This window comes from Streptomyces sp. NPDC001222 (assembly GCF_042896945.1).
Classification (GTDB): Bacteria; Actinomycetota; Actinomycetes; order Streptomycetales; family Streptomycetaceae; genus Streptomyces; species Streptomyces gibsoniae.
In genome coordinates this window covers 44,882-66,885 of the sequence record NZ_JBIAXT010000009.1, presented here as the reverse complement: position 1 = coordinate 66,885, position 22,004 = coordinate 44,882, and the positions used below count along the sequence as shown (strand labels likewise).

Genomic DNA, 22,004 nt, shown 5'->3' with positions numbered 1-22,004 from the left:
CCCTCTCAGGGCGGGAGCAGTGTCCCGAGCGGGCCCAGATCGAGGTTGAGATCGGCGAGGGTGAGTCCGTACTGATCGCACAGTTCGGCCATCCGGTCGTGCAGCAGCATCAGGGTCAGCCCGAGCCGCTCCTCCTGCGCCTCCGTCAGACCGCCCTCGTCCACGCGGCGCAGGGCCTGCCGCTCCATGAGCTGACGCAGCAGTTCCACCAGGGTCAGGACCAGTTTGACGAGGTCCCGCTCGACCGTGTCCGGGTCGGTGTGCAGACGGCGCGCGGCGACCCGGCCGCGGCCGGACGGCGCCGGGGCCATCTCGTCCGGCCTGGCCGGCAGCACGGAGAAGGCCCGGGTGGCGGCCTCGGCCACCTCCCGCAGACGGTCGGCGCCCGGGCCCTCAGTCGGGTTCGTCACCGGGTGCGCCCCCTCCCGCGAGCGCCCGCCCCGACGGGAGGAGGCCCGCCCACCCCTCGCCCAACTCCTCGCGGACGGCGACCAGGACGGCACGCAGCGAGATCCGCACCAGATCGATGTCGGCGATGGACAGCACCAGATCGCCGGTGATCACCACGCCACCGCTCAGCAGCCGGTCCAGCAGATCGATCAGCGCGACCTGGGGCTGGCTGACCGGGTGGTCCTCGTACGGGTCGTAGCGGTCGTCGTACGTGCCGCCGTACCGGTCGTCGTAGGAGTGCCGCGTGTCGTACTCGCTCACCGCTGCCCGGCCCCCTCCTGCGCGTCGGGTGCCAGGGGCGCGGTGAAGGAGTACGGTGCCCAGGGGCCGGTGACGTCCACGCGCACCCCGGGCAGGTCGTCCGCCGCGTGCAGCATCCGGGTGCGGAACTCCTCGGAGAGCCGGCGCGGGACCAGATAGGCGTCGTTGGCGACGTTCTCACCCGGCACCCCCTGGGTCAGACCGCCCTGCTGCGGCCGGTGCCGGGTCCGCTCCACCGCCAGCCCCCGGGCCCGCAACTCCGTCCGCCGTACGGCCTCCTCGGCCGTCCGCCACGCGTCCTCGCGCTCCTGCCGCTGATGCCTGCGGCGCCGCAGATACGCGCGTCCGGCGTCCGCCTCGCTCGCGGCGCCGGTGTCGGCGGCCGGCGGCGGGGCGGACGGCGCGGACGGGGGCGGCACCTCGGCGTAGACCTTCACGCCCCACTCCACCTGGTCCGCGAGCCGGTCCAGGAGTGCCGCGAGGTCCGCCTCGCGTTCGCCGAGCATCTGCCGGACGCTCGCCTCGTCGAGATACACGGTGGCCAGCCGCAGTGGGAGGACCGTGGTGCGCGCGGTGAGGGCCTCGATGACGGAGTGGTGCGCGCGGGCCGTCGCCTCCAGCCACTCCAGGTTCTCCAGGCCCGCCTTCAGGGCCGTCTCCGAGAACCCCTCCCGGGGCACCGCGCTGACCGCGGCGGCCACCGGACCCGAGCGGACCAGGGTGACGGGTGCGCCCGCCACGCCCTGGACACCGGTGAGTTCCACGGCGGCGGACGACCCCACCACGGCGTATGCGTAGCACAGTTGCTCGTCCACCGGTCTCAGCTCCGGTCCTCGTCCCTGCGCGCCCTACGGGTGCCCTCGGCCGGCCGGGCCCTGCGGGTGCCCTCGGCCGCGCGGTCGTCGTCCTCGGCCTTCCGCCGCTTGCGCCGGGGTTCCGCGAGCGGCTCCCGCTCGGCGTCGGTGGCCTCGCGCGAGGGGCGGCGGGCCTCCGTGCCGTTCCCGGGCAACTCCGCCGGGGACTCGGCGATCCGCCGGCGCAGTGCCTCCACCTCGGCGCGCAGCCGCTCGTTCTGCTCCTCCAGGCTGCGCCGGCCGTCGGCCCGGGAGGCGCGGGAGGACAGGGCGGGATCGTGCTCCCACCAGTCGATGCCGATCTCCCGGGCCTTGTCGACGGAGGCCACCAGCAGCCGGAGTTTGATGGTGAGCAACTCGATGTCGAGCAGGTTGATCTTGATGTCGCCGACGATGACGATGCCCTTGTCGAGCACACGTTCGAGAATGTCGGCCAGGTTGGTGCTGGAGGACCCCTGACCGTACGGGTACAGGCCCCGGGACGGCGTGGGGACCGGCTCGGACTGGGTCACGGCACACTCGACCTCGTTTCGCTGGGGCCCCGGCGTCGGCGACGCGGAAACCGGCGGGCTCGCGCACCTCAGCGCCCGGAACTAACCGCGACGCCGGCGCCCTTGGGTGCCTTCTTCCTCCGTCTCGTCGTAGCGGTCCTCGTCCTCGTCCTCCTCCCGCTCGCCTTCGTCGGATTCGTCGGAGGCGTAGTCGTCGTCCCCCTCTTCCCCCTCTTCCCCCTCTTCCTCCTCGTCCGCCTCTTCCTCCTCCTCGTCCGCGTAGCCCTCCTCGGGCTCCTCGCCCTCTTCCTCCTCTTCTTCCTCGTCCTCGGGGTAGCCCTCTTCCTCCTCGCGCTCCTCGGCCTCCTCGGCCTCCTCGTGCGTGCGGACCACTTCGCCGTCGCGGATCTCGCCGCGCCAGGCGCCGGTGGCCTCGCCCCGGCTCATGACGAAGGCGCGGTAGAGCTTCAGATCGAGCCGCACCCGGCGGCCCTGGGCGCGCCACAGGCCGCCGGTCTTCTCGAAGAGGCCCTGGGGGTAGTACTGGATGACCAGCATGTCCCCGAGCGGGTGGAAGGTGACGACACCCTTGTGGGTGCCCTTGGGGCCCTCGGTGGTCCAGGCGATCCGCTCGTCGGGCACCTCCTCGGTGACGGTGCCCCGCCAGTGCCGGCGCGACTTGGCGATCTTCGCCTTCCAGTGGCTGGAGATCTCGTCGTCCTGCCGGACCTCCTCGACGCCCTTGGCGAACCGGTTGAAGTCCGTGAACTGCGTCCACTGGTTGTAGGCCTCGCGCACGGGCACGCCCACATTGACGTCCTCGATGATGTTCAGCGACCTGCCCCGGCCGTCGGGCTTGTTCTTGCGCCCGCCGCCGCCCACCGCCTCCTTGGCCTTGTCCAGAAGCACGTCCTTGGCGTGGGACAGCATTCCTCCGCCGTCTCCGTCCGCCCCTCCGCCGCCGAGCAGCCCGCCCCCGAGGAGCTTCTTGCCGCCCTTGAGGACGAGGCCGGTCAGCATGCCGGGATCGACACGCGTCTCGGCCAGCCGGCGTGCCCCCTCGCCCAGCCGCTCGCCCATGTTCCCGATCGTCACCTCGAGCCGGGTCTGCAGATATTCCTCCAACTCCTGCATCAGCCGTTCCGTGGCAGGGTTCTGCTTCGCCTGCTCACGGACCTTGGCGAGGGCGCCATCAACCATCGTCGGGCCTCCTCGATCGTGCGGAGCCGCTCTTCGCGCGGCCTTGGGCGGGCGACGCCTTCTTGGCCGGTGCCTTCTTCTTGCGCGCCTCGCCTCCCTGGCCCGGTGCGCGCGCCTGGGCCTTCTTCTGACGCGCCGTGTTCCGGCTCGCCTGGCTCTTGCGGGCCCCGGTGCGACGCCCCTCGCCCCGGCCCTCTCCGCGCTCGCCCTCCTCCTCCTCGCCGTCCTCCTCGTCCTCGCCGGACGCCTGCTCCTTCAGCCCGCTGGTGCGTTCGTGCAGCGCGTCGGCCAGGCTCTCGGCCTTCGACGTCAACAGGGTGGTCGCCGCGGTCTTGCCCGCTTCCGCCAGTTCCGTACGGACCTGCTCGCTGACGTTCCCCACCAGCGGTGAGTCCTGGAGCAGCTTGCCGAGCTGGTCGGGCTTCACCCTGGACCCGGCCAGCATCGCGCCGAGGCTCAGGGCGAGCTTGGCCTTCCTGGTCCGGCCCAGCAGATAGCCGGCGAGAACAGCCGCCGCGATCTTGGGATTGATCATGATTCGTCTTCTCTCCTTGCCGAGGCTTCACGGCCCGTGTGTCCACGGCCGGGCACCACGCGCCGCGCGTCACGGCATGCGCTCACAGCCCGCTCTGTCCGCCGCGCCGCAGTTGGTACGCCCTGATCTCCTCCAGGTGGTGCAGCAGTTCCTCCTCACGCCGGGCGAACTCCCCCTCGTCGATGCGGCCTTCGTTCCTCGCCCGCTCCAGCTGGACGAGCCCCTCCTGTACGCGCGCGGGGTCGTAGTACTCCTCCTCGGCGGTCCGCACGACCTTGTCGATCACCCAGCCGATGCCCCGCACGGGGGCGAACGGCAGCGTCAGAATCCCGGTGACCAGTCCCACTCCGCCTCCTCGGGCCGTACGGACAGGGCCCCTCGCAACGGTCAGGTGAAGCTGTACGGCGGCAACGGCCCCCGTACCCGCAGCTCGACGCCCTCGCCCAGGCGCTCGGCCAGTTCCTCGCCGGTCCGGGTGAACTCCTCGCCGCGCTCGTCCTCCACCAGGAAGGACGCGTTCACGAAGTACTGCTGGGACGGCGGGGCGACCTTCTCCGTCAGGGCGAGCGGCCGCAGCGCGGCGAGCACCTCGGCGGCCAGCGCCTCCTCATGCCTCTGCACCCCCTGGGCCACCAACTGGCCGAGTGCGAGCCGGTCCTGCTGCGTGCCCCCGCCCGCCCGGGTCGCCTCGTTCAGCGCGCGGGCCTCCGGGGACTCCTCCAGGACGCTGCGCAGCACCGCGTCCTCGTCCTGAAGGCCCTTGATGTTGAACTCGGCTCGTCCGGCCAGCTCTTGGAGGCGCAGGGCGAACTGCTCGGCCCGCTCCTGGAGCACCGCACGCACCGTGTCCTCGTCCTGCGCGACGAATCCGAAGCTCAGCGGCAGGACGGTCCCCTCGGCCCACAGCCGTTCCTGGGCCTCGTGGTGCGCCTCCAGGTCGCGGCGCGCGACCGACAGGTCCTCCGGCGCCTCGCTGACGACGGCACACAGGGAGTCGCCCCGTACGGTGTGCAGCTCGGCGGGCGACGCGCCCACGCCCTTGATGCCGTCCAGGTCCAAGGGGTGCGAGTCGTCGGTGATCGCGTACACATACAGCGCCATCGGTGCGTTCACTCCTCCCGGTCCTTGGCGGAGCGGCGGTGCGAGCCGCGTTCGGCGCGCTCGGGCTCCTTCTCGCGCTTCTCGCCACCGCGGCCCTGCAGCGATTCGGTGAACGCCTCGACCGCGCCGGTCAGTGCCCCCTTGGTCTTGCCGCGGGCACCGCCCTCGGTGACACCCTCGGAGACGCCCTCGATGAGATCGGGCAGTTGCGCGGGTGCCTTGCGGCCCGACTCCAGATCCAGTCGGTTGCAGGCTTCCGCGAAGCGCAGATAGGTGTCGACGCTGGCCACGACCACACGGGCGTCGACCTTCAGGATCTCGATGCCCACCAGGGACACCCGTGCGAACACATCGATGACCAGACCGCGGTCGAGAACGAGTTCCAGCACGTCGTACAGGGTTCCGGAGCCGCCGCCTCCGCCCCCGGCGAGGGCGCCACCGCCGCCTCCTGGTACCACAGTCACGATTTCTTCCCCTCGTAGGCTTCACGTGGAGGGGGAGCCGCCTTGCCCTAGCGGCCCTCTCTGTCGACCTCTGCGCGGGTGTACCGGCGTGCACGCTCGTACGCCATCAGCTGACCCGCAGGATCCAGAACGACCTTGTAGCTGGCCATCACACTGCTCGTGTCCGGGATGCGCTCCAGCTCGACGACCTCCACCAGTGCCTCCCAGCCGTCGGCCGTCGGCTTCAGCGCGGAGACGGACTGGGGGGCGCGCCCCAGCAGTTCGGACAGCTGCTGCGCCGCGTTCCGCATGGCCTGGGGGGCGGGCACGCGCCCGGGACCGGAAGCCTCCGGCTCCTGGGGTGGCTGCTCCGGCCTGCTGCCGGACGTCTTCCGCTCAGGAGAAGGCGGCTTCCGTGAGCCGGAACGTGCCTTCTTGGGCTCAGGGTCGCTCGTGATCATTCACCTTCTTGCTTCTCCGTCCATGATTCACCCTCTTTGCGCCGTATGCCAATCGTATGCACATCTGTTCAGGATTGCCGGGACGTGAAAAAATTTTCCACCCCGGCCGTGCAACCCTTCCCGCACTCGGCATGTCGTAGTGGGCGTCAGAACTTCTGGAGGGGGATCCGGGGGGATCGCGGGGGTTCTGACGCGGAGGGGGAAGCCGAGGGGCCCGGCCAGTGGACCGGGCCCCTCGAAGTCGTTACGGCGTGGGTCGGAGAGTTCCGTACCGCGTGGGTCAGAGCGTGCGGATCAGAAGAAGACCCCGCAGCGCAGCAGCACGTTCGCGTAGGGCCGGGCCTCGCCCGTGCGGACGACCAGACGGGCCTCGCGCGTCATCCGCTTGAGCTCCTCGTGCGAGACGAGCGCCAGCCCGGGGAAGCGCGCCTCCAGCAGCGCCGACGCCTCCGGGTTCGCGTCCCTGATCTCCCGCGCCGCCGTCGCGCCCTCCACCACCAGCTCGTCCAGCAGACCGGCCAGGACCTCCGCGAAGGACGGGACCCCGGCGCGGAAGGCCAGGTCGACCACGCGCGGGCCGTCCGGTATCGGCATGCCTGCGTCACACACCAGGACCCCGTCCCCGTGGCCCAGCTCGGCCAGCGCCCCGGAGAGGTGTCGGTTCAGGATTCCGGCCTTCTTCACAGCGCCCCGACCTCCTCCGCGGTGGGGTACGACTCCTGAGCACCGGGGCGGGTGACCGCCGCCGCGCCCACCCGTGCCGCGTAGGCAGCCGCGTCCGGCAGCGACGCACCTGTGCCCAGCCGCCAGGCCAGCGCCGCCGTGAACGCGTCGCCCGCGCCGGTGGTGTCCACCGCCTCCACCTTCACCGAGGGGACCCGGGTCGTGGACTCGGCGGTCGCCACCAGCGCGCCCTGCGCGCCGAGAGTCACCACGACGGACCGCGGGCCGAGCGCCAGCAGCGCGCCGGCCCAGTCCTCGGGCGAACCGTCCAGCTCGGCGCCGGTGATGACCCGTGCCTCGTGCTCGTTCACGATCAACGGGTCGCAGGCCGCCAGCACCTCGGCGGGCAGCGGCCGGGGCGGCGACGGGTTCAGTACGAACCGGGTGCCGGACGGCAGATTCCGTACGACCTCCAGGACCGTCTCCAGCGGGATCTCCAGCTGCGCCGAGACCACCCGGGAGGCGGACAGCAGCTTCCCGGCGGCCTGTACGTCCTCGGGCGCGAGTCTGCCGTTGGCTCCGGGGGAGACCACGATGCTGTTGTCCCCGGACGGGTCCACCGTGATGAGCGCGACGCCGGTGGGCGCCCCGCCGACCAGAACCCCCTCGGTGTCGACGCCGGCCGCACGCTGCGCGTCGAGCAGCAGCCGGCCGTGCGCGTCGTCGCCGACCCGGGCCAGCAGCGCCGTACGGGCGCCGAGCCGGGCGGCGGCGACCGCCTGGTTCGCCCCCTTGCCGCCCGGGTGGACGACGAGGTCGGAACCGAGCACCGTCTCCCCGGCCGCGGGCCGCCGCTCCACCCCGATCACCAGGTCGGCGTTGGCCGACCCGACGACCAGGAGGTCGTAGTCGTACATGAACTGTCTCCCAACGGATCCCAGTGGATCCACTACAGCGGTGAAACCGGTGCCACGGCCGCGGGCCGCGCCGTGTGCGCGGGCCCGCCGCCGTGGCGACCGGCTGGTGCGGGGGTCAGCCGGTGAACCCCGCCACGTTGTCCTTCGTGACCACCTTCACCGGAACCTTGACGGTTTCCTCGACCTTCTTGCCCTGGATGGCCCGCAGCGCGTTGTCGATCGCGATCCGGCCCAGCTGCGAGGGCTGCTGTGCCACCGACGCGTACAGCGAGCCCGCCTTGACCGCGGCCAGACCGTCCGGTTCGCCGTCGAAGCCGACGACCTGGACGGACGTGCCGGCCTTGGCGCCGAGCGCCTTGATCGCACCGAGCGCCATCTCGTCGTTCTCGGCGAAGACGCCCTGGATGTCGGGGTGGGCCTGGAGCAGGTTCGTCATCACGTCGAGCCCCTTGGTGCGGTCGAAGTCCGCGGGCTGCTCGGCGACGACCTGGATCCCGGGGTAGGCCTTCAGGCCCTCCTCGAAGCCCGCGCCGCGCTCACGGCTCGCGGACGTACCGGCCAGACCCTGCAGGATCACGATCTTGCCCTTGCCGCCCAGCTTCTTGGCCAGCGCCTGGGCGCCCAGCTTGCCGCCCTCGATGTTGTCGGAGGCGACCAGCGCGGCCGTCTTCGCCTTGTTGACGCCGCGGTCGACGCCCACCACGGGGACGCCCGCCTTGTTCGCGGCACGCACCGCCGGGCCCGCGGCATCCGAGTCGACCGGGTTGACGACGATCGCGCCGAGACCCGAACTGGTGAAGTTCTGCAGCTGGTTGGCCTGCTGCGAGGCGTCGTTCTGCGCGTCCGTGACGGTCAGGTCGACGCCCTGCTTCTTCGCCTCCGCCTGCGCGCCCTGCTTGATCTGCACGAAGAAGGGGTTGTTGAGGGTGGACAGCGACAGGCCCACCTTCGGCGTCGTGGAGGACGAGCCGCCGTGCAGGAACGACAGGGAGCCCACCACGGCCACCGCGACCGCGGCCGCGAGCACATAGGTCAACGCCTGCTTGCCCTTGCCGGCGCCGCCCGGGGTTCCGGCGGCCACCGGGGTGGCTCCGGCCTTGCGCCGCACGGTGTCGAGCAGCACCGCCAGGGCGATCACGACACCGATGACGACCTGCTGCCAGAAGGCGGACACCGACAGGAGGTTGAGGCCGTTGCGCAGCACCGCCAGGATCAGCGCGCCGATCAGGGTGCCGGAGGCCTTGCCGGTACCGCCGGCGAGGGAGGCGCCGCCGATGACGACCGCGGCGATCGCGTCCAGCTCGTAGCCGTTGGCGGCCTGCGGCTGCGCGGAGGACAGCCGCGAGGCGAGCACGATGCCCGCGGCCGCGGCGAACAGGCCCGACAGGGCGTAGATCGCGATCTTCTGCTTCTTCACCCGCAGACCCGACAGCCGGGCCGCTTCCTCGTTGCCGCCGATCGCGTACATGGAGCGGCCGATGTACGTACGGCCGAGGACGAACGCGGTGATCAGGCCCATGACGACCATCACCAGCACCGGCACGGGCAGCCAGCCGCCCAGCGTGTCACCGAGGTGCGAGACCGAGGAGGGGAACGCGATCGGGGAGCCCTGCGAGATGACCAGCGACAGACCGCGGCCCACCGACAGCATGGCGAGCGTCGCGATGAACGGCGGGAGCTTGCCGTACGAGATCAGGACGCCGTTGACGAGACCGGCGGCGAGGCCGGTCGCGATCGCGAGGAGGACCGCTATCGCGACGGGGACGCCCGCCGACGTGGCGCTCCAGGCGAGGACGGTGGCCGACAGCGCGGCGACCGAACCGACCGACAGGTCGATGCCGGCCGAGACGATCACGAAGGTGACGCCGAAGGCGAGGATCGCGGTGACGGCCGCCTGGACGCCGATGTTGAGGAGGTTGTCGGTCGTCAGGAAGTCGCCGGACAGCGCCGACATCACGATGACCAGGCCGATGAGCGCGGTGAGCGCGCCGTTGTCGAGCAGGAGACGGCGGATACCGCCGGCGCCACCGGCGCCCGCCCGGGTCTTGAGCGTGTCAGTGGCCACGGGAGGCCTCCGTTTCGTTCTCGGTCGTGGTGGGGGAGGAGACGGCGAGTGCCATGACGGAGTCCTGGGTCGCCTCGTCGGCGGAGAGTTCGCCCGCGATCCGGCCCTGGGCCATCACCAGGACCCGGTCGCTCATGCCGAGCACCTCGGGCAGATCGCTGGAGATCATCAGGACCGCGGCGCCCGCGGCCGTGAGTTCGTTGATCAGCTGGTAGATCTCGACCTTGGCGCCGACGTCGATGCCGCGCGTCGGCTCGTCGAGGATGAGCACCTTGGTGTCGGCCAGCAGCCACTTGCCGATGACGACCTTCTGCTGGTTGCCGCCGGAGAGCGTGCGCACCTGCTGGCCGAGTCCGGCCATCCGCACCCGGAGCTGGTCGGCGACCTTGGCCGCGGCGGTGTGCTGCCCCTTGCGGTCGACGATGCCGCCGTGGGTCGCCGCGCGCATGGTCACCAGCCCGAGGTTCTCCTCGATGGACGCGTCCAGGACGAGTCCCTGGCCCTTGCGGTCCTCGGGCACGAGCCCGATCCCGGCCGCCATGGCGGCGTTCACGTCGGCGCGGCGCACGGGCGCGCCGGCGACGTGCACGGCTCCGCTGTCGTACGGGTCGGCGCCGAACACGGCCCGGACGACCTCCGTACGGCCGGCTCCCACGAGCCCCGCGATGCCGACCACCTCGCCGGCACGCACCTCGAAGGACACATCGTGGAAGACGCCGTCCCGGGTGAGCGCCTCGACGGTGAGCAACGCGGCCCCGGCGCCCGGCCGTTCCCGCGGGTACTGCTGCTCGATCGACCGCCCCACCATGAGGCGCACGAGTTCGCTCTCGGGTGTGGAGGCGGGCACCTGCCCGACGCTCCTGCCGTCACGGATCACGGTGACCCGGTCCCCGAGCGCGGCGATCTCCTCCAGATGGTGGGTGATGAAGACGACGGCGACGCCGTCCTCGCGCAGCTTGCGCACGATGGCGAAGAGCTTGTCGACCTCTTCGGAGGTGAGCACGGCCGTCGGCTCGTCCATGATGAGCACGCGCGCGTTCAGACTGAGGGCCTTGGCGATCTCGACCATCTGCAGCCGTGCGATGCCGAGTTCTCGCACGCGCGTCCTGGGCGACACCTGCACCCCGACACGTTCGAGGAGTTCGGCCGCGTCCGCCTCCATCTTCTTGCGGTCGATCATGCCGAGGCGGCGCGGCTGCCGCCCGAGGAAGATGTTCTCGGCGACGGTCAGATCGGGAACCAGGTTGAACTCCTGGTAGATGGTGGCGATCCCGAGGCGCTCGGAGTCCTGCGCTCCATGGATGCGCACCTCCTCGCCGCCGACCAGGATCCGGCCGCCGTCGGGGCGGTAGGCGCCGGAGAGCATCTTGATGAGGGTGCTCTTGCCCGCGCCGTTCTCACCGAGCAGCACATGCACCTCGCCCCGGCGCAGGTCGAAGTCGACGCCGTCGAGCGCGACCACGCCGGGGAAGGTCTTGCGTATGCCTTCGATGCGCAGCAACTCGTCCGGGTTGCTCACGGCATGCTCCTTTGCATGGGGGAGGGCTGCGCAGCGGGGGCCTGCGCAGAAGCCGGCTCGCCGCACGAGCGGCGTACGACGAGACGGGCGGGGAGGGTGACGGACTCGGGGGGCCGTCCCTCGATGCGGTCGACCAGCGCCCGCACGGCGGCACGGCCCAGCTCGCCGGTCGGCTGGGCGATCGCCGTGACCGGCGGATCGGTGTGCACGAACCACGGGATGTCGTCGAACGCGGCGAGTGCGATGTCGTCGGGGACCCGCAGCCCGCGCTCCCGGATGGCGTCCAGCGCGCCGAGCGCCATCAGGTTGTCGGCCGCGAACACGACCTCGGGCGGCTCGGCCAGGTCGAGGAACCGCTCGGTGGCCCTGCGTCCGCTGTCGGCCTGGAAGTCGCCCTGGCCTATGTAGGCGTCGGGCAGGGGGAGGCCGTACTCGCCCAGGGCCTCGCGGAAGGCCTCGACACGCTCACTGCCGGTCGTGGTCGCCGCCGGTCCCGCGATGATCGCGAGCCGCCGGTGCCCGAGCGCGTGCAGATGGGCCACCAGGGCGTGCACGGCGGCACGTCCGTCGGCGCGTACGACGGGGACGTCGACGCCCGCGATCCACCGGTCCACGAAGACCATCGGGGTGCCGGCCTTCGCGGCGTCCAGCATGAGCGGGGAGCCGCCGCAGGTCGGGGAGACGAGCAGCCCGTCGATCCGCCGGTCCAGCAGGGTCCGCACATGGTGGTCCTGGAGCTCGGGCCGCTCGTCGGCGTTGCCGATGATCACGCTGTAGCCCAGGGCGCGGGCCTCCTCCTCGACGGAGCGCGCCAGATGCGTGAAGTAGGGGTTCAGCACGTCGCTGATGACCAGGCCGAGGGTGCGGGTCTGGTCGGTGCGCAGGGACCGGGCGACGGCGTTCGGGCGGTAGCCCAGCGCCTCGACGGCGGCCAGTACACGGCTGCGGGCGTCGGCGCTGACCGACGGGTGATCGTTCAGGACGCGGGACACCGTGGCGACGGATACGCCCGCCGCCGCGGCGACGTCCTTGATGCTCGACATTGCCGGGACCACCTCCTTGTGAGTCCGTAAAGGCGTTTGAGCCGGTTGCGGCCGTTTTGCGATCTGGTGGAATCGTTTACAACGACCGGCACGGAGGATTGGAATCGATTACACGGGGGTTAATCAAGGGTCGGAGAGGCCCCGAGACCGGATTGTGATCCTGGGGTGGGCGCGGGGGTGGGCGGCGAACTCGGACCCGGGGGTGCGGTCTCGTGGCCGTCCGGCCTCCGCCCGCAGCCGGTTGACGCTCCGTCAGTCGCCGCCGGACGCGGGCGCCGAGGCCGTCGGCCCGGGGGGCCTGTGGCCGGCCGTCCCTGGTTGTCACACCCGGGCGGTAGCGTCGGATCATGACCACGGAGGCGAGTCGGGCGGGGCAGGCGGGCGACGGGGAGCGGCGCCTGGCCGTGCTGGAGGGCGTGCTCGAGCGGATCACCTACGCCAACGAGGAGAACGGATACACCGTCGCCCGCGTGGACACCGGCCGCGGCGCCGGTGATCTGCTCACCGTCGTCGGCGCGCTCCTCGGCGCCCAGGTCGGGGAGTCGCTCAGGATGGAGGGCCGCTGGGGATCACATCCCCAGTACGGACGGCAGTTCACGGTGGAGAACTACACCACCGTCCTGCCGGCCACCGTCCAGGGCATCCGCCGCTATCTCGGCTCCGGCCTCGTCAAGGGCATCGGCCCCGTCTTCGCCGACCGCATCACCCAGCACTTCGGCATCGACACCCTGAGGATCATCGAGGAGGAGCCCGAGCGGCTCATCGAGGTCCCCGGTCTCGGGCCGAAGCGGACGAAGAAGATCGCCGACGCCTGGGAGGAGCAGAAGGCGATCAAGGAGGTCATGCTCTTCCTGCAGACCGTCCAGGTGTCCACGTCCATCGCCGTGCGGATCTACAAGAAGTACGGCGACGCCTCGATCTCCGTAGTCAAGAACCAGCCCTACCGCCTGGCCGCCGACGTCTGGGGCATCGGCTTCCTCACCGCCGACCGCATCGCCCAGTCCGTCGGCATCCCGCACGACAGCCCCGAGCGCGTCAAGGCCGGCCTTCAGTACGCGCTGTCGCAGTCCGCCGACCAGGGCAACTGCTACCTCCCCGAGGAGCGGCTCATCGCGGACGCGGTCAAGCTGCTCCAGGTCGACACGGGGCTCGTCATCGAGTGCCTGGCCGAGCTGGCGGCACCCCCGGAGGACGACTCCGACCCCGGTGTCGTCCGGGAGAAGGTGCCCGGACCCGAGGGGGAGGGGCCCGTCACCGCCGTCTATCTGGTCCCCTTCCACCGGGCCGAACTCTCCCTCTCCGCCCAGCTGCTGCGCCTGCTGCGGACCGACGAGGACCGGATGCCCGCCTTCCGGGACGTGGCGTGGGACAAGGCGCTCGGCTGGCTCAAGGAGCGCACGGGAGTCGATCTCGCCCCCGAGCAGGAGGAGGCCGTACGGCTGGCGCTGACCCGGAAGGTCGCCGTCCTCACCGGCGGCCCCGGCTGCGGCAAGTCCTTCACGGTGCGGTCCATCGTGGAGCTCGCCCGGGCCAAGCGGGCCAAGGTCCTGCTCGCGGCGCCCACCGGGCGGGCGGCAAAACGCCTGTCCGAGCTGACCGGCGCCGAGGCCTCCACGGTCCACCGGCTGCTGGAGCTGAAGCCCGGCGGCGACGCGGCGTACGACAGGGACCGCCCGCTCGACGCCGACCTGGTCGTCGTCGACGAGGCGTCCATGCTCGATCTGCTGCTCGCCAACAAGCTGGTCAAGGCCGTGCCGCCGGGCGCCCATCTGCTCTTCGTCGGCGATGTCGACCAGTTGCCGAGCGTCGGCGCCGGAGAGGTGCTGAGGGACCTCCTCGCCGACGGCAGTCCCCTGCCCGCGGTCCGCCTCACCCGGGTCTTCCGCCAGGCCCAGCAGTCCGGCGTCGTCACCAACGCGCACCGCATCAACTCCGGGCAGCATCCGCTGACCGACGGCCTGAAGGACTTCTTCCTGTTCGTCGAGGACGACACCGAGGAGGCCGGACGGCTCACCGTGGACGTGGCGGCACGGCGCATCCCGGCCCGCTTCGGCCTCGATCCGCGCCGGGACGTGCAGGTGCTCGCCCCGATGCACCGGGGCCCGGCCGGCGCGGGCACCCTCAACGGGCTGCTCCAGCAGGTCATCACCCCGGGCCGCCCCGATCTGCCCGAGAAGCGGTTCGGCGGCCGGGTCTTCCGTGTCGGGGACAAGGTCACCCAGATCCGTAACAATTACGAAAAAGGCGAGAACGGGGTCTTCAACGGCACCGTGGGCGTGGTCACCTCGCTCGACCCGGTCGACCAGCGCCTGACGGTGCTGACGGACGAGGACGAGGAGGTCCCCTACGAGTTCGACGAACTGGACGAGCTGGCCCACGCGTACGCGGTGACGATCCACCGCTCCCAGGGCAGCGAGTATCCGGCGGTGGTGGTCCCGGTCACCACCGGAGCCTGGATGATGCTCCAGCGGAACCTGCTCTACACGGCGGTCACCCGCGCCAAGAAGCTGGTCGTCCTCGTCGGTTCCCGCAAGGCGATCGGGCAGGCGGTGCGCACGGTCTCGGCGGGCCGGCGGTGCACGGCCCTGGACTTCCGGCTGTCCCCGGGTCCCCTCGACGGCTGATCTCCGCCCGCCCGGGCCGCCCTCGAAAAAAATGATCGATCAAACGAGTCGCGAAGGTCACAGAGCACTTCCGGAACCGGTTCCAGGCGGGCAGGATGAGCAGGTTGACGGCACTCAGTGCCGCCGATGAGCCCAATGGTCGACCCCGAGTGCACTCTCCTGCGCCAAATGGGGGATGGTAGAGACAGTCAGGGCACCTCGAAGATGAGGCACTACGTCGGTGAGGGAAGACGTGAGCGACAACTCTGTAGTACTGCGGTACGACGGCGGCGAGTACACCTACCCGGTGGTCGACAGCACCGTCGGCGACAAGGGCTTCGACATCGGGAAGCTCCGCGCCCAGACCGGTCTGGTCACTCTGGACAGCGGTTACGGCAACACCGCCGCCTATAAATCCGCCATCACCTATCTGGACGGCGAGCAGGGCATCCTGCGGTACCGCGGCTACCCGATCGAGCAGCTGGCAGAGCGCTCCACCTTCCTGGAGGTCGCCTACCTGCTGATCAACGGCGAGCTGCCGTCCGTCGACGAGCTCTCCACCTTCAAGAACGACGTCACGCAGCACACCCTGCTGCACGAGGATGTCAAGAACTTCTACACGGGCTTCCCGCGCGACGCGCACCCGATGGCGATGCTGTCCTCGGTGGTCTCCGCGCTGTCCACCTTCTACCAGGACAGCCACAACCCCTTCGACGAGAAGCAGCGCAACCTCTCCACGATCCGTCTGCTCGCCAAGCTTCCGACGATCGCCGCGTACGCCTACAAGAAGTCGATCGGCCACCCGTTCGTCTACCCGCGCAACGACCTGGGCTACGTCGAGAACTTCCTCCGTATGACGTTCTCCGTGCCGGCGCAGGAGTACGACCTGGACCCGGTCGTCGTCTCCGCCCTGGACAAGCTGCTGATCCTGCACGCGGACCACGAGCAGAACTGCTCGACCTCGACCGTGCGCCTGGTGGGCTCGTCGCAGGCCAACATGTTCGCCTCGATCTCGGCCGGCATCAACGCGCTGTGGGGCCCGCTGCACGGTGGCGCCAACCAGTCCGTCCTGGAGATGCTCGAGGGCATCCGCGACGCGGGCGGCGACGTCGACTCCTTCATCCGCAAGGTGAAGAACAAGGAGGACGGCGTCCGTCTGATGGGCTTCGGCCACCGGGTCTACAAGAACTTCGACCCCCGAGCGAAGATCATCAAGGCGGCGGCGCACGACGTCCTCTCGGCCCTCGGCAAGTCCGACGAGCTGCTGGACATCGCGTTGAAGCTGGAGGAGCACGCGCTCTCCGACGACTACTTCGTCTCGCGCAGCCTCTACCCGAACGTCGACTTCTACACCGGTCTGATCTACCGCGCGATGGGCTTCCCGACCGAGATGTTCACGGTCCTGTTCGCCCTCGGCCGGCTGCCGGGCTGGATCGCCCAGTGGACCGAGATGATCAAGGAGCCGGGCTCCCGCATCGGCCGCCCGCGCCAGATCTACACCGGCGTGGTGGAGCGCGACTTCACCTCGGTCGAGGAGCGCTGAGCACGCCTCACGGCAGCTTGCTCGACCGGTAGGTGAGCCGAAGGGGCGCCGCTCAGGCGCCCCGGAGGCGAACCCCTCACGAAAAAGCAGAAGGCGCCCCGGCGACGGTCCCCCCACGGGCCGGCGCACGGGGCGCCTTCCCATGTCCCGGTGCGGATTCCCCCCACGGGATCCGGCCGGGCGCCTGCGGGACAGCGCCTGAATCGCTGCGAGCAAAACGAGCAGAACTCGGCGTACCACTGCGATGCGGTCTGCCGGGACGCGTACCGACGGGAGGGCCGCTCAAAGCTCCCCGGTGTACGTGCCCCGGCAACGCAGTTTCCCGGGAACGTCCCCCAAGACCTCCCCGGATGTCAGTCGCGCCCCCCAAGACGCTTCTGACATCGCCAACTTAGACCCACGAACCCTTCCGTTGGTTACGTTCACATCACTGTGATCTGCGTCTCTTGCATATGTCCTGAAAATACGCAAGAGGCCCGATACGGCGATCGAGTCCCCAGCGTAAGGATGATGCGCGAGCCTTGTGAAGAGCTTATGTGAGGCATGCGTCGGACTCTAGAGGCACTCTCACCCTTGCGTCATGAGAATGTCCGGAGCCGCAGGCTGTTCGTGACCACGAAGACCGACGAGAAGGCCATCGCCGCGCCCGCGATCATGGGGTTGAGCAGGCCGGCGGCGGCCAGCGGCAGCGCTGCCACGTTGTAGCCGAAGGCCCACACCAGGTTGCCTTTGATCGTGCCGAGGGTCCGCCGGGACAGCCGGATCGCGTCCGCGGCCACCCGCAGGTCCCCGCGCACCAGCGTCAGGTCGCTCGCCTCGATCGCCGCGTCCGTGCCGGTGCCCATGGCGAGCCCCAGATCGGCGGTGGCGAGCGCGGCCGCGTCGTTGACGCCGTCGCCGACCATGGCGACGGTCCGCCCCTCGCCCTGCAGCCGCCGGACGACGTCGACCTTGTCCTGCGGCAGCACCTCGGCGATCACATCGCCGGAGCCGATGCCGACGGCGCGTGCCACGGCCTCGGCCACCGCCCGGTTGTCCCCGGTCAGCAGGACCGGCCGCAGCCCCAGGGCGCGCAGCTCCCGTACCGCCTCGGCGCTGGTCTCCTTGACGGTGTCGGCGACGGTGAGAACACCGAGGGCCACTCCGTCCCGGGCGACCACGACGGCCGTGCGCCCCTCCGCCTCGGCCGCGTCCTTCGCGCGGGCCACCGCATCCGGGAGCGCGTCCGGGAACCGGCCCACCGTGACCTCGTGGCCCTCGACCCGGCCGCGCACCCCGAAGCCGGGCACGTTCTCGAAGTGCTCCGGCACGGGGAGGGCACCGGTGCGTTCCTGGGCGCCCGCCGCGACAGCCCGGGCGATCGGGTGCTCGGAGGCGTGTTCCAGGGCTCCTGCGAGCCGTAGAACCTCCTTCTCGTCGGCCTCCTCGGCGACATACACGTCCTGGAGGGCCATCCGGCCGGTGGTGACCGTTCCGGTCTTGTCCAGGACCACGGTGTCGACGCGGCGCGTGGACTCCAGCACCTCGGGGCCCTTGATGAGGATGCCGAGCTGGGCGCCGCGGCCCGTGCCCACCATCAGCGCCGTCGGGGTGGCGAGGCCCAGGGCGCAGGGGCAGGCGATGATCAGCACCGCGACGGCCGCGGTGAAGGCGGCGACCGTGTCGCCCGTGACGCCGAGCCACACCCCGAAGGTGCCCAGCGCGATCAGCAGCACGACGGGCACGAAGATCCCCGAGACACGGTCGGCGAGGCGCTGCACCTCGGCCTTGCCGTTCTGCGCGTCCTCGACGAGGCGTGCCATCCGGGCGAGCTGGGTGTCGGCGCCCACCCGGGTCGCCTCCACCACCAGCCGGCCCCCGGCGTTCACGGTCGCGCCGGTCACGGCGTCCCCGACGGCCACGTCGACCGGCACCGACTCACCGGTCAGCATCGACGCGTCGACCGCGGAGGCGCCCTCGACGACGGTCCCGTCCGTGGCGATCTTCTCCCCGGGCCGTACGACGAACCGGTCCCCGACGGCCAGCCGCGCCACCGGGGTGCGTACCTCCCGGCCGTCCCGCAGCACCGCCACGTCCTTCGCGCCGAGTTCCAGCAGCGCCTTCAGGGCCGCACCCGCGCGCCGCTTGGAGCGGGCCTCCAGATACCGGCCGAGCAGGATGAACGCGACGACCCCCGCGGCCACCTCCAGATAGATGGCCTTCGATCCGTCCGTACGGGAGACGGTGAGGTCGAAGCCGTGGCGCATGCCCGGCATCCCGGCGTCCCCCCAGAACAGCGCCCACAGCGACCAGCCGAAGGCGGCCAGCGTGCCGACCGAGACCAGGGTGTCCATGGTGGCCGTGCCGTGCCGGGCGTTGGTGAAGGCCGCCCGGTGGAAGGGCAGTCCGCCCCAGACCACGACGGGAGCGGCGAGGGTCAGCGAGAGCCACTGCCAGTTGTCGAACTGCAGGGCCGGGACCATCGACATCAGGACCACGGGCAGGGCGAGCACGGCGGAGACGGTGAGCCGTGTGCGCAGTGCCGCCGTCCCGGGGTCCTCCTCGGAGGCGCCGGACTGCTGCGGTTCGGGATCCTCGGGTCGTGGCGGCGGGGGTGCCTCGGCCGTGTAGCCGGTCTTCACCACGGTGGCGATCAGATCGGCGACCTCGATGCCGTCGACGTAGGAGACCTTCGCCTTCTCGGTCGCGTAGTTCACCGTGGCGGTGACGCCGTCCAGGCGGTTGAGCTTCTTCTCCACGCGGGCCGCGCACGAGGCGCAGGTCATACCGCCGATCGTCAGTTCGACCTCGGAGTGCGTGGCGGGGTCTATCGGGACTGGTGCTGCGGTGGTGGTCATGTCCGGACTCCAGAAGGGAGACCGGGACGCACGGAGCCGGTATCAGCCGGTCGGTACGCCCCGGTGCGGAGATCGGGGAGGGGTTGCTCAGGCCTTGCCGACGAGCTCGAAGCCCGCCTCGTCGACCGCGGCGCGCACGGCCTCGTCGTCGAGGGGCGCGGCGGAGACCACCGTGACCTCGCCGGTGGACGCGACGGCCGTGACCGAGCTGACCCCGGCGATGCCGGAGATCTCGCCGGAGACGGAACCCTCGCAGTGTCCGCAGCTCATCCCGCTCACCCGGTAGACGGTCGTCACGGAGCCGGAGATGTCGGTCTGCGCGGTCATGTCGTTACTCCTTGGGAGACGTATGGGGCCTACGTGTCTCAGACTATACCCCTAGGGGGTATCACCCAAAGAGGTTGCTCACGCGGGCCGGGCGGGGGGCGCCTTGGGGGACATGATCGGGCCGGGATCCGCCACCGGGAGCGCGGACCGCACGGTGGCGGCGGCCGGTGCGCCCGTCCGGCGGAACGTCCGGCGAGGCGCCGCCCGATGACCGTGACCGCCTCCCGGCCCCTCCTCGGCTAGCGTTCCGCCGGAGAGGCGCCCCCGGGGCCGCCGGGGAGCGCGCGACGAGGGCGGAGGGTGCGGTCGTATGCGTGCGGTGGTGTTCGAGCGGTACGGGGAGCCGGCCGAGGTGCGCGAGGTGCCGGATCCGGAGCCTTCGGAGCAGGGGGTGGTGGTACGGGTCGAGGCGACGGGCCTGTGCCGCAGCGACTGGCACGGCTGGATGGGGCACGACCCGGACATCGCACTCCCGCATGTGCCCGGACACGAGCTCGCCGGCGTCGTCGAGGCGGCGGGACCCAGGGTGGCCCGCTGGCGCCCCGGCGACCGGGTCACGCTCCCGTTCATCTGCGCCTGCGGCAGCTGCCCGTCCTGTGCGGCGGGCGACCAGCAGGTGTGCGAGCGCCAGACCCAGCCCGGGTTCACCCACTGGGGGTCCTTCGCCCAGTACGTGGCCCTGGAGCACGCGGACGTGAATCTGGTGGCGGTGCCGGAGGAGCTGTCGTTCCGGACGGCCGCGGCGCTCGGGTGCCGGTTCGCCACGGCGTTCCGCGCGGTCGTCGGGCAGGGCCGGACGGCGGCGGGGGAGTGGGTCGCCGTGCACGGCTGCGGGGGCGTCGGCCTGTCCGCGGTGATGATCGCGGCGGCCGCGGGGGCGAGAGTCGTGGCCGTCGACGTGTCGCCCCGGGCCCTGGAGCTGGCACGGCAGTTCGGGGCGGTGGAGTGCGTGGACGCGACCCGCACCGAGGACACGGCGGAAGCGGTCCGGGACCTGACGGGCGGCGGCGCCCATGTCTCCCTCGACGCGCTCGGCTCCCCGGCCACCTGCGCGGCATCGGTGAACGGCCTGCGCCGCCGCGGCCGCCATGTCCAGGTCGGCCTGCTGCCGTCGCCCGGCGGCACGACCCCGGTGCCCATGGCCCGGGCGATCGCCCTCGAGCTGGAGCTGCTCGGCAGCCACGGCATGGCCGCCCACGCCTATCCGCCCCTGCTGGAGCTGGTCCGCTCGGGCGCCCTGCGCCCCGACCTCCTGGTCACCTCGGCGATCCCGTTGGACGCGTCGCCGGCGGCCCTGGCCGCCATGGGAACGGCCCCGGGCAGCGGAGTGACCGTCATCGAACCGTGGGCCTGACGCCCACCGGAGCGGCCCCTCCCCGCCCTGGGACGGGCCGCTCCGGTGGGCGTCAGGGCTCCGCGCGGCCGCGGTTGCCGGGCCGGGCGGCGACCCAGGCCCGGACCGTGTCGGCGTACCAGTAGGGTTTTCCGCCCTCCACGTGGTCGGGCGGGGGAAGCAGCCCGTGTTTGCGGTACGACCGCACGGTGTCCGGCTGCACCCGGATGTGCGCGGCGATCTCCTTGTACGACCAGAGGTGGCGGTCGGACATCAATAGCACCTCCCCGCGCGCGCCGCGGTGGCGACCGGGGGAGGCCGACGGGGGAGCCGGGCGCTGCGCTGGTGATCACGAACCTGTGCTCCGTCAACGACGGGGGGTCCGGGCCGGGCAGGGCCTGTGGACGGGGTGTGACAGAACAGCGGTCCGCGCGGGACATGCGTGACGCGGCGGAGTTCTTTGTGACACGGCTGACGAACGGGGCGGGTGTGCCGTGTTCCGGGAACGACGACGGCCCAGGGGCGGCACCCCTTGTACGGGTGCCGCCCCTGGGCCGTGGAACTGACGGAGTAGGGCGCGGGTGCCGGACGCGGACGCCCGGCACCCGTCGCACTAGAAGCGGGACGCTACGCGGCCGCGCCGGAACAGGACGAGCCCGCCGGCCAGCATCGCGACGCTGACGGCCGAGGCCGCGATCACGCCTTCGCCACCGGTCTGTGCCAGGGCAGGCGCCGGGTGCGCAGTGGTGACGGGCGTGCCGACCGGAGTGACACCCCGCGGCGGGGTCCCCGGAACCGTCTGGGGCGGCGTCTGCGGGTTCTGCGGAGGCGTCTGGGGCGGCGTCTGCGGGTTCTGCGGAGGCGTCTGAGGCGGCATCTGCGGATTTTGCGGAGGCGTCTGAGGCGGCGTCTGCGGGTTCTGCGGAGGCGTCTGCGGCGGGGTCTGCGGGTTCTGCGGCGGGGTCTGCGGCGGGGTCTGCGTACCGTGGCCGCCCGTGTTGCCCGACCCGCCGTTCGAGGTCTGGCCCGAGCCGGTGGCGGGGCCGCACGAGTTGCCGGTGACCTCGTTCAACAGGCCGCCCACGTTGACGCCGTTGCCGCAGGCGTTGACCGGGACGTGCACCGGGACCTGGACGTTGTTGCCCGAGCCGATACCGGGCGAGTCGCTCGTGGCGCCGGTGGCGTGCGCACCCGTGGAGGAGGTTCCGCTGCCGGAGGCCTCGCCACAGGAGTTGTCGGACGCCTGGTTCAACAGGGCGGCCACGTTGACGCCGTTGCCGCAGGCGTTGACCGGGACGTGCACCGGGACCTGGACGTTGTTGCCCGAGCCGATACCGGGCGAGTCGCTCGTGGCGCCG

The 22,004-nt window shown here is 71.4% G+C and carries 22 protein-coding genes; 3 read left to right on the top strand and 19 right to left on the bottom strand.

Annotated features, from left to right (window positions below; genetic code table 11):
* Positions 1–5: 5 nt before the first annotated feature.
* The 15 genes from ACFY2Z_RS15010 to ACFY2Z_RS14940 form a co-directional block, all read right to left on the bottom strand.
* Complete coding sequence (locus tag ACFY2Z_RS15010; protein WP_390744600.1) at positions 6–410, bottom strand: gas vesicle protein K; 405 nt, start codon at positions 408–410, stop codon at positions 6–8.
* Positions 394–711, bottom strand: a complete 318-nt coding sequence (locus ACFY2Z_RS15005; protein ID WP_390744599.1) for a gas vesicle protein — start codon at positions 709–711, stop codon at positions 394–396. Before ACFY2Z_RS15005 ends, ACFY2Z_RS15010 begins: the two co-directional genes overlap by 17 nt.
* Positions 708–1,526: a GvpL/GvpF family gas vesicle protein gene (locus ACFY2Z_RS15000; RefSeq protein WP_390744598.1), complete on the bottom strand. Its 819-nt coding sequence runs from the start codon at positions 1,524–1,526 to the stop codon at positions 708–710. Before ACFY2Z_RS15000 ends, ACFY2Z_RS15005 begins: the two co-directional genes overlap by 4 nt.
* Positions 1,527–1,531: 5 nt before the next feature.
* On the bottom strand, positions 1,532–2,077 hold the full coding sequence (gene gvpJ / locus ACFY2Z_RS14995; RefSeq protein ID WP_390744597.1) for a gas vesicle protein GvpJ: 546 nt from the start codon (positions 2,075–2,077) through the stop codon (positions 1,532–1,534).
* 81 nt (positions 2,078–2,158) lie between these two features.
* Positions 2,159–3,256: an SRPBCC family protein gene (locus tag ACFY2Z_RS14990; RefSeq protein WP_390744596.1), complete on the bottom strand. Its 1,098-nt coding sequence runs from the start codon at positions 3,254–3,256 to the stop codon at positions 2,159–2,161.
* On the bottom strand, positions 3,249–3,791 hold the full coding sequence (locus ACFY2Z_RS14985; protein WP_390744595.1) for a hypothetical protein: 543 nt from the start codon (positions 3,789–3,791) through the stop codon (positions 3,249–3,251). Before ACFY2Z_RS14985 ends, ACFY2Z_RS14990 begins: the two co-directional genes overlap by 8 nt.
* Positions 3,792–3,873: 82 nt before the next feature.
* Positions 3,874–4,137, bottom strand: a complete 264-nt coding sequence (locus ACFY2Z_RS14980; protein ID WP_390744594.1) for a gas vesicle protein GvpG — start codon at positions 4,135–4,137, stop codon at positions 3,874–3,876.
* Between the two features lie 41 nt (positions 4,138–4,178).
* Positions 4,179–4,904: a GvpL/GvpF family gas vesicle protein gene (locus ACFY2Z_RS14975; RefSeq protein ID WP_390744593.1), complete on the bottom strand. Its 726-nt coding sequence runs from the start codon at positions 4,902–4,904 to the stop codon at positions 4,179–4,181.
* Positions 4,901–5,350, bottom strand: coding sequence for a gas vesicle protein GvpJ (gene gvpJ / locus ACFY2Z_RS14970; protein WP_390744746.1), 450 nt, complete (start codon positions 5,348–5,350; stop codon positions 4,901–4,903). Before gvpJ (ACFY2Z_RS14970) ends, ACFY2Z_RS14975 begins: the two co-directional genes overlap by 4 nt.
* Positions 5,351–5,403: 53 nt before the next feature.
* Positions 5,404–5,796, bottom strand: a complete 393-nt coding sequence (locus tag ACFY2Z_RS14965) for a gas vesicle protein (RefSeq protein ID WP_390744592.1) — start codon at positions 5,794–5,796, stop codon at positions 5,404–5,406.
* 294 nt (positions 5,797–6,090) lie between these two features.
* Positions 6,091–6,480: a D-ribose pyranase gene (gene rbsD, locus ACFY2Z_RS14960; protein ID WP_390744591.1), complete on the bottom strand. Its 390-nt coding sequence runs from the start codon at positions 6,478–6,480 to the stop codon at positions 6,091–6,093.
* Positions 6,477–7,376: a ribokinase gene (locus ACFY2Z_RS14955; RefSeq protein WP_390744590.1), complete on the bottom strand. Its 900-nt coding sequence runs from the start codon at positions 7,374–7,376 to the stop codon at positions 6,477–6,479. The genes rbsD and ACFY2Z_RS14955 overlap by 4 nt, the downstream gene beginning before the upstream one ends.
* Positions 7,377–7,491: 115 nt before the next feature.
* Positions 7,492–9,441: a substrate-binding domain-containing protein gene (locus ACFY2Z_RS14950; RefSeq protein ID WP_390744589.1), complete on the bottom strand. Its 1,950-nt coding sequence runs from the start codon at positions 9,439–9,441 to the stop codon at positions 7,492–7,494.
* Positions 9,431–10,960 (bottom strand): sugar ABC transporter ATP-binding protein, encoded by a 1,530-nt coding sequence (locus ACFY2Z_RS14945; protein ID WP_390744588.1) that lies wholly within the window; start codon positions 10,958–10,960, stop codon positions 9,431–9,433. The genes ACFY2Z_RS14950 and ACFY2Z_RS14945 overlap by 11 nt, the downstream gene beginning before the upstream one ends.
* Complete coding sequence (locus tag ACFY2Z_RS14940) at positions 10,957–12,003, bottom strand: LacI family DNA-binding transcriptional regulator (protein WP_390744587.1); 1,047 nt, start codon at positions 12,001–12,003, stop codon at positions 10,957–10,959. Before ACFY2Z_RS14940 ends, ACFY2Z_RS14945 begins: the two co-directional genes overlap by 4 nt.
* A gap of 347 nt (positions 12,004–12,350) precedes the next feature.
* On the opposite strand from ACFY2Z_RS14940, the gene ACFY2Z_RS14935 reads away from it, so the two are divergent.
* Positions 12,351–14,627 carry an ATP-dependent RecD-like DNA helicase gene (locus tag ACFY2Z_RS14935; RefSeq protein ID WP_390744586.1) on the top strand — a complete coding sequence of 759 codons (2,277 nt, stop codon included), beginning with the start codon at positions 12,351–12,353 and terminating at the stop codon, positions 14,625–14,627.
* Positions 14,628–14,859: 232 nt separating this feature from the next.
* Complete coding sequence (locus ACFY2Z_RS14930) at positions 14,860–16,149, top strand: citrate synthase (RefSeq protein WP_355917801.1); 1,290 nt, start codon at positions 14,860–14,862, stop codon at positions 16,147–16,149.
* 578 nt (positions 16,150–16,727) lie between these two features.
* Here ACFY2Z_RS14930 and ACFY2Z_RS14925 read toward each other — a convergent pair.
* Complete coding sequence (locus tag ACFY2Z_RS14925) at positions 16,728–18,986, bottom strand: heavy metal translocating P-type ATPase (RefSeq protein ID WP_390744585.1); 2,259 nt, start codon at positions 18,984–18,986, stop codon at positions 16,728–16,730.
* An 87-nt stretch (positions 18,987–19,073) separates the two neighbouring features.
* On the bottom strand, positions 19,074–19,313 hold the full coding sequence (locus tag ACFY2Z_RS14920) for a heavy-metal-associated domain-containing protein (protein ID WP_390744584.1): 240 nt from the start codon (positions 19,311–19,313) through the stop codon (positions 19,074–19,076).
* 310 nt (positions 19,314–19,623) lie between these two features.
* Here ACFY2Z_RS14920 and ACFY2Z_RS14915 point away from each other — a divergent pair, with 310 nt between their 5' ends.
* Positions 19,624–20,667 carry a zinc-dependent alcohol dehydrogenase family protein gene (locus ACFY2Z_RS14915; protein WP_390744583.1) on the top strand — a complete coding sequence of 348 codons (1,044 nt, stop codon included), beginning with the start codon at positions 19,624–19,626 and terminating at the stop codon, positions 20,665–20,667.
* Positions 20,668–20,719: 52 nt separating this feature from the next.
* On the opposite strand, the gene ACFY2Z_RS14910 is transcribed toward ACFY2Z_RS14915, so the two are convergent.
* Together ACFY2Z_RS14910 and ACFY2Z_RS14905 are read right to left on the bottom strand one after the other, a co-directional pair.
* Positions 20,720–20,920: a MerR family transcriptional regulator gene (locus tag ACFY2Z_RS14910; protein ID WP_311692677.1), complete on the bottom strand. Its 201-nt coding sequence runs from the start codon at positions 20,918–20,920 to the stop codon at positions 20,720–20,722.
* Between the two features lie 339 nt (positions 20,921–21,259).
* Positions 21,260–22,004, bottom strand: a 745-nt coding sequence (locus tag ACFY2Z_RS14905) for a chaplin (RefSeq protein ID WP_390744582.1), incomplete at its 5' end; no start/stop codon positions are given.

What these genes read in the sequence shown, in the direction of transcription:
- ACFY2Z_RS14985 (WP_390744595.1), bottom strand. Translation starts at nt 3,791, where the DNA reads ATGATCAATCCCAAGATCGCGGCGGCTGTTCTCGCCGGCTATCTGCTG.
- ACFY2Z_RS14940 (WP_390744587.1), bottom strand. Translation starts at nt 12,003, where the DNA reads ATGTCGAGCATCAAGGACGTCGCCGCGGCGGCGGGCGTATCCGTCGCC.
- ACFY2Z_RS14925 (WP_390744585.1), bottom strand. Translation starts at nt 18,986, where the DNA reads ATGACCACCACCGCAGCACCAGTCCCGATAGACCCCGCCACGCACTCC.
- ACFY2Z_RS14955 (WP_390744590.1), bottom strand. Translation starts at nt 7,376, where the DNA reads ATGTACGACTACGACCTCCTGGTCGTCGGGTCGGCCAACGCCGACCTG.
- ACFY2Z_RS14915 (WP_390744583.1), top strand. Translation starts at nt 19,624, where the DNA reads ATGCGTGCGGTGGTGTTCGAGCGGTACGGGGAGCCGGCCGAGGTGCGC.
- ACFY2Z_RS14920 (WP_390744584.1), bottom strand. Translation starts at nt 19,313, where the DNA reads ATGACCGCGCAGACCGACATCTCCGGCTCCGTGACGACCGTCTACCGG.
- ACFY2Z_RS14990 (WP_390744596.1), bottom strand. Translation starts at nt 3,256, where the DNA reads ATGGTTGATGGCGCCCTCGCCAAGGTCCGTGAGCAGGCGAAGCAGAAC.
- ACFY2Z_RS14965 (WP_390744592.1), bottom strand. Translation starts at nt 5,796, where the DNA reads ATGATCACGAGCGACCCTGAGCCCAAGAAGGCACGTTCCGGCTCACGG.
- ACFY2Z_RS14910 (WP_311692677.1), bottom strand. Translation starts at nt 20,920, where the DNA reads ATGTCCGACCGCCACCTCTGGTCGTACAAGGAGATCGCCGCGCACATC.
- ACFY2Z_RS14935 (WP_390744586.1), top strand. Translation starts at nt 12,351, where the DNA reads ATGACCACGGAGGCGAGTCGGGCGGGGCAGGCGGGCGACGGGGAGCGG.